Below are 12,059 nucleotides of genomic sequence, written 5' to 3'. Positions count from 1 at the left end.
TGTAACAACAGGTAAAACCAGACGGGTTGCACCCCCCGCCGCCTGGGCTGCGGGGGCGCGGGTCAGTTTCTGAACGCTGCGGTGGTGCCCACCACGGTGGCTGATGGCAACAATTGGCTGATGAAGCGGTTCCAGCGGGTGATGTTGGCCGGGCCCACGAACACCACATCATAAGGCTGCAGGTCGAACTGGCGCGCCAGCAAAAAGGCCGTGGGTTTTTTCGCATTCAAACAGAACACGGTCGCTGGCTGGTTGGCCCCTGTCTGGGCGCTGCGGATCACATAGATCGCCTCGGCGGCCGCGGTTTCCTGGGCAATGCCACCGGCGTTGCCCAGTGCCTGCATCAGGTTGAAGGTGCTGGTGCCGTAAGTCATTGCCTGTGGGCTATGCACTTCGCCCAGCACATAGATGGTATTGGCGCGGTTGTTGCCCAAATGCAATTGGTCACCGTCCTTCAGGTAGATCCCACCCAATTGCGAGTCAGGCCGGTTCAGGGTGTCCACATCCAGCACGTACTCGTGGCCATCGCGCCGCAAAATCAGGCCGGCCAGGTTGGCGTTGTCGGCCTCGCCACCGGCGCGGCTCACCGCATTGACCAGCGACAGCGGCAGGTTGGTCAACGGTTGTGGGCCAGGGGTGCGGAATGCGCCGGACAGAATCACCCGCTGGCTGTTATAGCCTTCGACGTTCACGTCTACCTTGGCCACCGTGAGGTATTTGGACAACGCCGCCTGCAGGTCATCGCGAAATTGCTCGACCGTTTTGCCGCCGGCCTTGATCGATTCGATGTAGGGGTAGTAGAGGGTGCCGTCGTTGCGCACGATGCGCGAACTGGAGTTGCCCTGTTCCTGGCCGGCGGGAGAATTGAGCTCTTGATGTTCCCATACGGTGACGATCAGACCATCGCCCGGGCCGATGCGGTAGTCGCTGGGGCGGTAAGCCAGCAGCTCCGGCGCCACCGGCGGCGCCGAGTAGATAACCTGTTGCTGGTGGGCGGTGGCGCTGGTGATTTGCACCACGTTCACCGGGTCGGTGATGGCGTCGTCCTTTACGTCGCCCGGCGTCATGTGTTGGCCGGGGGCGAAAGCACACCCTTGCAGAATTGCACTGCACATCAGAGCAACCAAAACTTTGCATTTCATGGTGATCGTCCTTGGAGAGTCAAACGTCTCGTGCGGTTGAATGCGGCTCAGGCCGAGGTGGCCGCGGCTGGCACTAATGGGTGGGTGGCGGCCAGGGCCAAGCGCGGGGCGATAGGTTCGCCGAGGCCGGTACTGGCCAGTTGCTGTTCTACCAATTGGCGCAATTGCCGCTCGAAGTGGTGCTCCGAGAAACGCTCGGCATTGTCGCGGCATGCCTGCGCGCTAAAGCGCTGCGCCTGGCTTTCGAATTGGGTGATGGCGTTGATCAGCGCTTCAGGTGTTTGCTGGTCGTAGAACACGCCGGTCGGCGCGTCGCTGCCCAGGCCGCGCACGGTTTCCAGCACGCCGCCGCGGCCAAAGGCGATCACCGGCGTGCCACACGCCTGGGCTTCCACCGGGCTGATGCCAAAGTCTTCTTCGGCGGCGAACACGAAGCCCTTGGCGTTTTGCAAATGGCTGCGCAGCACCTCGAAGCTCTGCTGGCCCAGCAAGGTAACGTTGCTGGCACCTACCTGGCGGGCCTTGGCCATTTCCGGGCCATCGCCGATCACCACCAGGCGCTTGTCAGGCATGGCCTTGAAGGCTTCGACGATCATCGGAACCTTCTTGTACGGCACCATCCGCGAGGCAGTGACGTAGTAGTCGTGTTTCTCTACCTGCAGGTTGAACCCTCGGGTATCGACGGGCGGGTAGATCACCGTGGACTCGCGCCGGTAGGCCTTTTCGATTCGCCGGCCGATGAAGGCTGAATTGGCCACGAAGGTATCCACACCGTGGGCGGTGCGTTGGTCCCACAGGCGCATGTAGTGCAAGGCCATTCGCGCCACGCTGCCCTTGAAGCCGCTGGCCATGCCGCTTTCGTTCAGGTACTGGTGTTGCAGGTCCCAGGCGTAGCGGATTGGCGAATGCACGTAGCTGATGTGCAGCTGGTTCGGCCCGCTGAGCACGCCTTTGGCCACCGCGTGGCTGCTCGACAAGATCAGGTCGTAGCCAGAGAGGTCCAATTGCTCGATGGCCAGGGGCATCAGCGGCAGGTAACGTTGGTAGGCGCTGCGCGCTTTGGGCAGGCGCTGAATGAACGTGGTCTTGGCGCGTTTACCACCCAGGCGGGCGCGGTCTTCATCGCTGAGGAAATCGATGACTGCGAACAGGTCGGCTTGCGGCCACAGCTTCAGCATCGAGGCCAAGACCCGTTCGGCCCCGGCGAAGGTCACCAGCCAATCATGGACGATGGCGATTTTCATGGAGGCTCCTTGGCGCGGTCAGCGCCTTTGTAGGTGTGGTTTTTCTTCGTTGTGTGTAGGGTGCTGGCCTTGCGGGTTTTGCAGCAGGCTGTCGATGCGCTCGCTGATTCGCCGCGCCGACGCTTCCCAACTGAACCGCGCCACGTTTTGCAGCCCCAGCGTGCGCAGGTGTTGCCGCAGGGTGAGGTTGCTCAGCACCAGCGACATCGCCCGGGCCATGTGCTCGGTGTCCAGTGGGTCGAAATACAAGGCGCTGGACTGCAGCACCTCGGGGATCGACGCGGCGTTGGCCGCCAGCACCGGGCAACCACAGGCTTGTGCTTCCAGCGGCGGAATACCGAAGCCCTCGTACAGCGAGGGGAACACGAACGCGGTCGCACCTTGGTACTGGGCAATCAGCTCCTCGTCGCTCAGGCGGCCGAGAAAGCGAATGCGCCCATCGCCGGCCGCCTGCTGCTGCAGGCTGGGGTCGGCGAAAATGCCATTGGCGGCGCCGACGATACGCAGCTCCACGTGGTCCATGTTCTCCAAGGCCAGAAACGCGCTGATCATCCGCGCGAAGTTCTTGTGCGCGCTGGGCGAGGAGACCGCCAGCAGGTAACTCGGCTCGGCCTGCAGCGGCTCGCCCGGTTGGAACGCGCCACTGACCGCGTTGGCCACCACCAGGATGCGCTCGCTGGGGTAGCGGTAGTGCTCGCTGATTTCGCGCCGTGAAAACTGGCTTACGGTGATCAGCCCATGCGCCGCACGCAGCAGCAGGGGCGTCATCAACCGGTAGCTGGTGCGGAACGCGCGGCTGTAACTCTCGGGGTGGCGCACGTAGGTAATGTCGTGGTGGGTGGCCAGTTGATTGCGATAGAACAACGGCGCAGTGGCGCACAGTGAGAGCAACAGCGGGTGACCCTGGCGGGCCAGGTAACGTGGCAGGTCCCATTGCTCCCACAGGTGGCCACCGTGGCGGCCGATCACGTGGGCGCCCAGTGCCTGGGCCGTGGCTTGCATGCGGATGCCTGGTGGGCAGACGAATACCAGGTCGTCGCGCAACTCGCGCAGGGCCAGGCACACTTGCTCGGCAAAACGCTGCACACCCCGTAATTCTTGGGTTAAAAAACGCGCATTGATTACTATCATGGCTTCATTCCTGCGCAGCGGTGGGGGGCAGCCAGCGGGCTTTGCCGAGGTTGATGAGCAGTGGGAATTCGCCCAGGGCGAGCTGAGCGCTGCACTGCTCACCCTGGCACTGCCAATGGCTGTCGCTGTCGACGCTGCCGGCTTCGGGGTGGCGGGTATCGAGCAGCCGCACCGGGCCATCGAGCGGGCCACCGGCGTGGATCGTCACCGCACGGGTGCGCCCCGGCGCCCACGCTGCCAGTTGTTGCTCGCCGCCCAGGCTGAACAGCAGTTGGTAACTGTTGTCGGCGCCAGTGGCCTGGCTTTCGAATACGCCCTGGCGCAGCAGCGGGCTGAGCGCCTTGAGCACGGCATAGGCCGGCTTGGGTGACAAGTTCTGGCGCACCAGGCCGAAGTTGTGTTCCGGGTCGGCCGGGTCGTCGCCATCGTTAACCAGGTCGTACCACCACATGCCCTTGATGGCCGGGACAGTTTTGGCGAGCAGAAAACTACGCGCCAGGAACGCCGCCTGGGTGTTGCTGGCAATGCCGCAGGGGTGGCGGTCGCCCGTGCTGTGCCAGCCCATTTCCGTGAGGTAAAGCGGCACCTCCCGCCCGGCCAGCCGATCGAACTGTTGCGAGAGGTCGCGCAGCCAGCCGGCCCAGTGCTCGGGCGTATTACCGCCGCCGGCCTTGGCGCAGTGCACATAGGGGTGCAGCGACAGCCCATCGACCATATTCATGACCCCACCCTGCACCAACCGCTCGGCGAAGCCTTTTTCGATGCCATCGGTGGTGACGGCGCCGGCTAGCAGCAGCGCCTTGGGGTCGTTTTTGCGCACCTGTGGGGCGGTGTCGTGGACCAGCTTCAGGTAGGCCCTGCTGTCGGCATCGCCGGCCAAGCGCGGCTTGGCGATGTCCCATTCGTTGTAGATTTCCCAGTAATCCACCTGGCCTTTGAGGCGTTGGGTCACCTCATCGACATAACGCGCAAAGCCGTTGCGCACGGTTTGCGCAATCGGCTTGGCATCGCGGTTGTAGAACTGGTTGCCGTAGCCGAGGATCAGCACGTTGCCCAGCCCCAACCGTTGTTGTTCGGCCAGGTATTTGCGCCATTCGGCAGGGGTGTGCAGCACACCGGGTTGCAGCTCCATGCTGCTCCACCAGGCGTCGTCGCGCAGCGAAGCGATGCCGGCCTGCTGGGCCATGGCCATGGCCGGTGCCACATCACCGGTACGGTTGAGCAAGTGGGTGCCGGCGCCGACGATGAATTCACCGCCCTGTGCGCTGGCCGCGAGCCCCAGCAGCAGGCCGCAGAGCATGCCGCTGGGGTTAAAGCGCTTTGAACGGTTCACGGTAGTGGTCACGATCGACTGCTCTCTGGTCGGCCAATGAAGGGTGCGTGGGCATCGCTTTGCGCAGCAGTACGTGGGAAACGGCCAGCCCCAGGAACAAATTGCAGACCGACAGCTCCAGCACATCGGTGGTCCAGCTCACCAGCACGGTGCAGAAGGTGATGGTCAGATAGGCCACGGCGGTGGGCGAGGCGCGTTTGGCAAGCAGGCCAGCCGCCAGCGGCAGCACCGCCAGGTACAGCACGATGCCCGCCAGGCCGAAGGCCGCCCACAGGTACACGGCCGTGTTGTCGCACACCGAGGGCAGCGGCGCGCCAAGCACCGGAAACAACGCCACGCTGCTGCCGACCATGCCAAAGCCGGCGCCGAACAGTGTCCAGTCCAGGCCTTGCTCGGTGAGCATGCTGACCGTAGAGGGCCAGGTGTTCACCAACCGGTCGTAGAACGAGGCCAGCACGGACGCACCGGTGGTTTTGTGCGGGTCGAAATCCACCCCCAGGCTGACCAGCGGCAGCGCCAGGCCGATGCCGACCACCAGGATGAACATCGCCCGGCACACCCAAGGCATGCGCAGTATCGGCAACAGCAACAGGGTGAAGAACAGCGCGGCAGCGGTGGACTTGTTGGTAGTCATGTAGATGGCCGCCAAGGTGGCGGCGAACAGCACGGCCAGCTTGAACCAGGAGCGGGTGTAAGCGCTCAGGTACAGCGCCAGGGTCGCCATCAGCATGGCTGCCATGGTCGATTGCCGGGCGAAACCGGCCAAGCGGTCGGTGTCGCCAGAGGTCCAGGCGGTGTTGCCGCTCAGTTCGGTGTCGCCGAGGGTGTAGCTGTAGCCCTTCCACGGCACCACCGAATAGCGGTCGAGCAGCACGCCCAGGATCGACGCCAGCAGGCACAGGCCGATGACCCACGCCAGCAAGCGCTTGCGGTGTTCCAGGTGCACGCCACAGGCCATGCCGAACAGCAGCGGGCTGTACATGAACAGGCTGAACCCCACGTTGTTCAGTGCGGCACCGTGCAGCATCGCCAACACGCTGGACGCCACCAGCGCCAGCATGCACATCCAGAAGGTGCGGCTGACTTTCACCCGCATCAGTTCGTAGGTGAACATCACCGCGCACAGCACCTTGGGCACATACATCAACGGCGCCAGGTGGGCGAGGTCCAGGTAATAGCGCAAGGCCCCCGAGAACGTCTCGATCACGATCAGGCTGATCGCGGACCACACCATCAAGGTGGAGACGTGAAAGGCCAGCCACTGGCGCCGGGCTGACGTTTCAGAGGCTATAAAGGGCAACGTCGTTATCATGGCGAGGGCTTCTGTTTTGCACAACTTGGCGGAAGAGCGCCTGGTAGCGGTCGAGCATCTGCTCGGTGTCCAGGAAGTGTTCGACGCTGGCGCGGGCCTGGCTGGCCAGCCGGTCGCGCAGCACCGGGTCGCGATTCATGCGCGCCATGGCCTGGCCGAGCGAGCGTGGCTGGGCGGGGTCGCAAAGCAGGCCATTGGTCCCATCGCGGATGATTTCCGGCAGGCCACCGCGGTTGCTGGCGATCACCGGCACTGAGTGGGCGCACGCTTCTACCGCCACCAGGCCGAAGGGCTCGTTCCAGATCGACGGCACCACCGCGACGTCAACCTGGCGGTAGAAGCTTTCTGGCGACTGGTAGCCGATGAACGTGATGTTTGGTGTACCGGCCAGGGCCTTGAGGGTCTGTTCGTAATCTGCCTGGCCGCGCCCGGCGATGCTCAGGGTGGCTGGAAAGGCCAAGGTGCGAAACTGCTCGATCAGCCAGCGCAGCCCCTTTTGCTCGGAGAGCGTGCCCATGTAGCCGAAACGCAGCGGCCGGTCGGTACGGCGCGGCTCGTTGAAACGCGCACTCACCAGCGCATCGGGCGGGGCGCTGGCGCTGTAGATCACTTGTGCATGGGCCCCACGGAAGAACTGCTGGCTGCGCAAGCGATCGAGCAGGAAGCGGCTGACGCCGACCACTGCATCCACCTGCGCGGAGCGCTCGGCGTGGCCTTGGCGAAAGCTGCGGCATAAGGTGCAAGGGCTGGCGCAGGCGCTGCCCTTGCGGAACATGTTGCTGCCAGGGCATGACAGGTACATGTCGTGCAGCACCTGCACGCTGGGCAACCGGGCCTGGGCGATTTCATCCCAGGCCGCGACCGACCAACCGGCCAGGTTGTGGCACACCACCAGTTCCACCGCTTCGCGGCTGAGCACCTCGGCGATGAAGCGGCGCATGCCGCTGTTGTAGCGGTCACGCAGGTGCCAGCCCAGGCGCGCGAGGGCGTTGGGGCGCTGTTCGCTGAAGTGCCAGTAAGTATTGAGCAGCCCGGCACGGTACACCTTCACGCCGCGTACCTCGGTCACGTGCAGCCCCGGTTGCGGGCCGGTGGCCAACACCACTACGTCAGCGCCCCGCGCCTTGAGGCCTTCCACAGTGCGTTGCAGCACGATTTCGGCACCGCCGCCGACATGGGGCGAATACAAGCTGCTGAGAAACAGGATTTTCATAAAGGAAAGGCCTCATGCATGCCCAGGCGGCCGGCTTCGCCGTCGCGGATGGCTTGTTCGATCAGGGCTAAGCGGTGCCCGGTGCCCTTGCGCCGTGCCACCTGGCGCAGCAGGAATAAAAACAGCGCGCGGTTAAGCCGATACAGCCAGGCCGGGCCTGCCCATACGTACTTGTCGAACCACGCCTGGTTGCGCGCGGTGTAGTAGGCGCGCAGGTCGGAGTTGCCGAGCAGGAAGGCTTCGTAAATGTTGTTGCTGCGCGCCTTGATGTTCCATGAGGCTTCCAGGTCATCCAGCAGCGCCCCGGTCACCAGCGTGATACAGCCCCCCTTGGCGGTAATGCGCCGGGTGTACTCGGTGTCGTCGGCATACAGCACCAACGCCGACAACGGCAGGCCGATCTTGCGGAAGAGGCTGGCGTGGGCGAGCAGGCCGCCATAGGTGGTGAAGGGCAACTTCACCAGCGGCACTGGGTGCGCCTTGGGCCGCGGGCGGCCAAAGGGCAGCCGGCGCCATACCTTGTACGGCAACTGGGCAATGTGAAAACCAAAGCAACTGGAGCGCCACTGCACGGCGAAGGCGCGTGGCACGCCGGCGGCAATGTCGGCCTGGTGGGTGGGGCGAAAGCCGATGACCGCGGCGTTTTCCTGGCCGACCTCGGCTTGGCTTTCGGCCAGGCGCTGGTGCAGGGCTTCAATGGCGCCCAGGGTGGGCGCGTTGTCATCGTCCATCAGCCAGATGTGCTCGGCGCCGCGATCCAGGGCGGCCTGGATGCCCACTTTGTAACCATGGGCCGAGCCGGTATTGGCGGGCAGCTCCACCAGCTCTACCTGGCCTGGCCATTGCGAGTGCAGGCTGTGCAAGTTCGAGCGCGAGGCATTGCTGACCACGATGACCCGGGCAATGTGCGGGCTGCCCAGTGAGCGGCTGATCAAGGCCTTGAGGTAGTCGATGCGGTCACCGTAGGTCAGTGTGACCAAGGTCGTGGTGGCGTTCATCAGCGGCTCCGGTTGCAGAGGTGAAGGCTCAACAGGCATGGGCGACCAGCCGGGCCAGTTGCTGCTTGGGCAGGCTGACCCGCTGTTGGCGCTGCAACAGGTTGAGCAGGATCACCGCACGTTCCTGGCCGTCGTCGCACAGGAAGATGGCTTGCAGTTCGCTGGTGCCGGCTTTCACCCGCACGGCTTCGCCCTGGACGAAGCTGACGGGCGCACACGGCTTGGCCAGGCGCAGGCGGATTTGCTCCACCAGCGCGTCGGGCACCGGGCAGGGGGACGTGCCGAACGACACCACCCGGGTCACGCCACGGGTAGAGCGAATCGGGTACCAGTTATCCTGGGCCGCCATGCGAATGAACAAGTAGCCGGGAAACAGCGCCGGCTCGGCACCGCGGCGGGCTTCGTTGTTCGGTTGCAGCGGCCGGTAGCACTCGAAGCGTTGGCGCAGCAGGTGCTCCTCGGCGCGGGCTTCCTGGCGGGGCTTGGTCTGGATGAGAAACCATTGGGCTGGGGCGGGCTGGGTGAACGCGTTCATGTGTGCATTCCTATGCAAATACAATGGCTTGAAGATGCTGGTGTAGGGGCGCGGCGCTGCCACGAGAAAGGCCACCGGGGTTACCCGAGGCTCAGGCTTGGCAGGCGTTTCTCGCAGCAGGGCGGTGACCCCAGCGGGGGCAGGCAAGTGAAATCGGCAAGCCACTGGCGAATCCTTTCGACGGGGTTGAACATCATCACGTCTATGATCGACAGGTAGGGCACGAATGGCCCCTTGAACTGCGGGTATTGCACGGTGTTCATTCGGTGAAAGCGCAACTGCAACCCGGCGGCGGCGAAGGTCGCTTCGTCGTACAGGTCGAGGCCGCCGATGGGATTGAGGTAGCGCTGGCCACCGAGCTTGTGCAGGGTTTTGACCACCCGGTCTTGTTTGTTTTGCACCTCGCGGATGTGCAGGTCCGATGCCACCAGGATCGGCGTGTCGATCCCGAGGTAGCTACAGGTTTTGCGCAGCGAGTGTTCAAGGTAACGGGCCAGGTTGCGTTCCGGGTGCAGCAGCAGGGTTTCCAGCAGCGGCAATACCTCGCCCCGCTGGGGCGCCCGGGCATAGTGCAGGGCGATGGTCTTGAGCAACCGCGCCAAGCTGGCCGGGGCGTCGTCGGCCAGTTCCCGCTGGTTGATGTTCAAACCATGGGCGGCCTTTTTCAGCGGTAGGCTGAACATCCACGGCTGGCCCGCGCAGAGGATACGGTTGCGGTTGACCCAGCCGTCCTTAACGTACTGCAAGTCGTCGCCGAGCACGAAGGCATCGGCGGCGGCGATCAGTTGGAAGTAACCCAGGTAGGGAAACCAGTACGGCTGCATCATTGCAAGGGTGGTGGTCATGCCCGTTACCTCCGTGGCGGTTGCCGTTACTGGCCGCGCGGTGAATAGTCGTAGCCGTAGGCGGCGGTGTCGTACTCGGCGGTGCTGGCCTTGCGCAGCACCGCGTTGAAGATCGCGCCCTTGATCAGCACGCCGTTCTGGCCCAGGCGGCGCTTGGAGGTTTCGATTTCCTTCTCTGTGCTCAGGCCAAAGCGCGCCACCAGCAACGTAGTGCCGGCCTGGCGGCCGACCAGCGCGGCATCGGTCACGGCCATGATCGGTGGGGTGTCGATGATGACCAGGTCGTAATGCACCGACACCTCGCGCAACAGCTTGCTGAAGTTGTCGTGCATCAGCAGCTCGGACGGATTGGGCGCGGCATAGCCGCAGGCGATCAGTTGCAGGTTGTCGATACCGGTGTCGTTGATCACTTGGCTGATCGCCGCACGGTTGGCCAGGGCATCGGAGAGGCCCAGTTCGGGCTGCAAACCGAAGGTTTTGGCCAGGTAGCCCTTGCGCATGTCGGCATCTATCAACAGCACCCGCTTGCCAGCCTGGGCGATGACCGCTGCCAGGTTGCCGCACACGAACGACTTGCCCACCCCCGGGGTGGGGCTGGTGATCATCAGCACGTTGTTGCGCGCTTCGAGCATCGCGAAGTGCAGGCTGGTGCGCAGGCTACGCAGCGACTCCACGGCCAACTCGGTGGGCTCGACCACGCTGAGCAGCCGCGGTGGGGCGGCCGCATCTTGTTGGGCGGCACTGCGCTGAGTGGCACTGCGTTGGCCGCTACTCCGGCGGCTGGGCTTGCGCTGTTTGTTCAGGCGCTCTTGGCGGCGTGACAGCGGCAGCGAGGCGTATACCGGCATGCCGAGGTTTTCGATGCTTTCGGGGTTTTCGACGCCGCGGTAGAACGCCTGGCGCAGGAACACGATGCCCACCGCCAGCAACGCGCCAAGCAGCGCGGCAAGGGCGACGATCAGTGTACGCATCGGCTTGACCGGCTCCTCGATGTTGCTGTCGGCCTTGTCGATGATGCGCACGTTGCCGATATTGCCGGCGCGGATGATGTCTTGCTCCTGCGCTTTGTTCAGCAGCGAGGTGTAGGTTTGGGTGGTGACCTGCATGTCGCGAGTCAGGCGCAATAGCTCTTGCTGGGTTTGCGGCAGCGATTTGATGCGCTCTTGCAGGCTGGCCTTTTGCGCTTCGAGCTGGCTGATCTGTTGGCCCAAGGCAATCGAGGCCGGGTGCTGGCGGGTGTACAAGCGGTCCATGTCGGCGCGCTTGAGGCGCAGCTCCGACAATTGGTTGTCGTAGTTCACCACTTGGTCGAGTACCGAGCGGGTTTCCAGGCTGATATCCACCGACTTGGACTTTGCTTGGTAATCATTCAGGGCCTGCTCGGAGCGCTCCAGTTCCTTGCGTACCACCGGCAGTTGCGAACGCAAGAACTCCAGGCGCTGGGCAGCTTCGGCAGAGCTGCGCTCGACGTTCTGGCGCACATACAGCTGGCTCACTTCCTCGAGCACAGCGATGGCTTTGGCCGGGTCTGGGTCCTGGATCGACAGGTAAACGATGCCGGAGTCTTTGCCGGCTTCGACCACCTTCAGGCGCTGTTGGTACTCCAGCGCGGTCGGCAGCTCGCGATGGCGTGACAGGTAGAACTCGGTGCCCGGGCGAGCGGTGAGTTCAGCCAGTTGAAGCTGCACGCCGTGCTGGTTCATTTCATCACCCACCTGGCCCTCGACCAGCACGGCGCCGTCTTTGTCGCGCACGGTATAGGCGCCCTTTTCTCCGGCGGTGAGCACCAGGCGTTGGCCGAGCATGGCATCGGGCACATTGAAGGCATAAACGTCGATGTGCTCGCCGCCCCAGGCGTAGGCACCCAGCCCCAGCGGTGGCGCGGCCAGCGCTTCGCTGCCGTTGGGTTTATAGCGCCGCGCCGCCCAGCGGCCGATGCCTGGGAAGTAGCGCGGGGTGGCGGTGATGTCGAGCTTGAGGTCATTGACTACCCGGGTGAGCACGGCGCGTGACTTGATCAACTCGATCTCGGTGGCCGCCTCCGACACCGAGGTGGGCTTGCTGTTGACCACGGGCGTTGCATCGATGCCGGTTTTCTTCGGTTCGATCTGGATCATCGAGTTGGCCTGGTACACCGGGGTGGCCACTACGGCGTAGAGCACGCCGAGCGTAGTGCACAGCCCCATCATCGAGGCGATCAGCCACTTATGGTCGATCAGCATGCGCAGAAGGGTGGCGATGTCGATCTGAGGGTCTTTGTACAGCTCAAGGTTCGAGCGGCTCATTGCAACAGTCATGGGTGTAGC

The 12,059-nt window shown here is 64.0% G+C and carries 10 protein-coding genes; all 10 read right to left on the bottom strand.

The window, feature by feature from the left end:
- Positions 1-62 precede the first annotated feature (62 nt).
- Entirely contained in the window at positions 63-1,142 is a 1,080-nt protein-coding gene (locus HAQ05_RS00435; RefSeq protein WP_190416608.1) for a polysaccharide biosynthesis/export family protein, read from the bottom strand.
- A gap of 47 nt (positions 1,143-1,189) precedes the next feature.
- Positions 1,190-2,386: a glycosyltransferase family 4 protein gene (locus tag HAQ05_RS00430; protein WP_190416607.1), complete on the bottom strand. Its 1,197-nt coding sequence runs from the start codon at positions 2,384-2,386 to the stop codon at positions 1,190-1,192.
- A gap of 18 nt (positions 2,387-2,404) precedes the next feature.
- Positions 2,405-3,517: a glycosyltransferase family 4 protein gene (locus HAQ05_RS00425; protein WP_190416606.1), complete on the bottom strand. Its 1,113-nt coding sequence runs from the start codon at positions 3,515-3,517 to the stop codon at positions 2,405-2,407.
- 4 nt (positions 3,518-3,521) lie between these two features.
- Entirely contained in the window at positions 3,522-4,862 is a 1,341-nt protein-coding gene (locus HAQ05_RS00420; RefSeq protein WP_338050066.1) for a hypothetical protein, read from the bottom strand.
- Positions 4,828-6,162, bottom strand: coding sequence for a hypothetical protein (locus tag HAQ05_RS00415; protein ID WP_190416605.1), 1,335 nt, complete (start codon positions 6,160-6,162; stop codon positions 4,828-4,830). Before HAQ05_RS00415 ends, HAQ05_RS00420 begins: the two co-directional genes overlap by 35 nt.
- Positions 6,131-7,375 (bottom strand): glycosyltransferase family 4 protein, encoded by a 1,245-nt coding sequence (locus tag HAQ05_RS00410; protein ID WP_190416604.1) that lies wholly within the window; start codon positions 7,373-7,375, stop codon positions 6,131-6,133. Before HAQ05_RS00410 ends, HAQ05_RS00415 begins: the two co-directional genes overlap by 32 nt.
- Positions 7,372-8,373, bottom strand: coding sequence for a glycosyltransferase (locus HAQ05_RS00405; RefSeq protein ID WP_190416603.1), 1,002 nt, complete (start codon positions 8,371-8,373; stop codon positions 7,372-7,374). The genes HAQ05_RS00410 and HAQ05_RS00405 overlap by 4 nt, the downstream gene beginning before the upstream one ends.
- A 28-nt stretch (positions 8,374-8,401) precedes the next feature.
- The gene (rfaH, locus tag HAQ05_RS00400; RefSeq protein ID WP_190416602.1) at positions 8,402-8,908 is read right to left on the bottom strand and encodes a transcription/translation regulatory transformer protein RfaH; all 507 of its coding nucleotides are present in this window, start codon (positions 8,906-8,908) and stop codon (positions 8,402-8,404) included.
- 80 nt (positions 8,909-8,988) lie between these two features.
- Positions 8,989-9,753, bottom strand: coding sequence for a WbqC family protein (locus HAQ05_RS00395; RefSeq protein WP_190416601.1), 765 nt, complete (start codon positions 9,751-9,753; stop codon positions 8,989-8,991).
- A 26-nt stretch (positions 9,754-9,779) separates the two neighbouring features.
- Entirely contained in the window at positions 9,780-12,050 is a 2,271-nt protein-coding gene (locus HAQ05_RS00390) for a polysaccharide biosynthesis tyrosine autokinase (RefSeq protein WP_190416600.1), read from the bottom strand.
- Between the last annotated feature and the right edge of the window lie 9 nt (positions 12,051-12,059).

Origin of the sequence: Pseudomonas typographi (genome assembly GCF_014694385.1) — a bacterium.
Lineage (GTDB): Bacteria > Pseudomonadota > Gammaproteobacteria > Pseudomonadales > Pseudomonadaceae > Aquipseudomonas > Aquipseudomonas typographi.
Note: the sequence above shows the minus strand (reverse complement) of the source record. Positions and strands in the feature narration are given on the sequence as shown.

Bases quoted from the DNA above. Each gene is read 5' to 3' on its own strand.
- HAQ05_RS00395 (WP_190416601.1), bottom strand. From the start codon at position 9,753: ATGACCACCACCCTTGCAATGATGCAGCCGTACTGGTTTCCCTACCTG.
- HAQ05_RS00430 (WP_190416607.1), bottom strand. From the start codon at position 2,386: ATGAAAATCGCCATCGTCCATGATTGGCTGGTGACCTTCGCCGGGGCC.
- HAQ05_RS00415 (WP_190416605.1), bottom strand. From the start codon at position 6,162: ATGATAACGACGTTGCCCTTTATAGCCTCTGAAACGTCAGCCCGGCGC.
- rfaH (WP_190416602.1), bottom strand. From the start codon at position 8,908: ATGAACGCGTTCACCCAGCCCGCCCCAGCCCAATGGTTTCTCATCCAG.
- HAQ05_RS00390 (WP_190416600.1), bottom strand. From the start codon at position 12,050: ATGACTGTTGCAATGAGCCGCTCGAACCTTGAGCTGTACAAAGACCCT.
- HAQ05_RS00405 (WP_190416603.1), bottom strand. From the start codon at position 8,373: ATGAACGCCACCACGACCTTGGTCACACTGACCTACGGTGACCGCATC.
- HAQ05_RS00435 (WP_190416608.1), bottom strand. From the start codon at position 1,142: ATGAAATGCAAAGTTTTGGTTGCTCTGATGTGCAGTGCAATTCTGCAA.
- HAQ05_RS00425 (WP_190416606.1), bottom strand. From the start codon at position 3,517: ATGATAGTAATCAATGCGCGTTTTTTAACCCAAGAATTACGGGGTGTG.
- HAQ05_RS00410 (WP_190416604.1), bottom strand. From the start codon at position 7,375: ATGAAAATCCTGTTTCTCAGCAGCTTGTATTCGCCCCATGTCGGCGGC.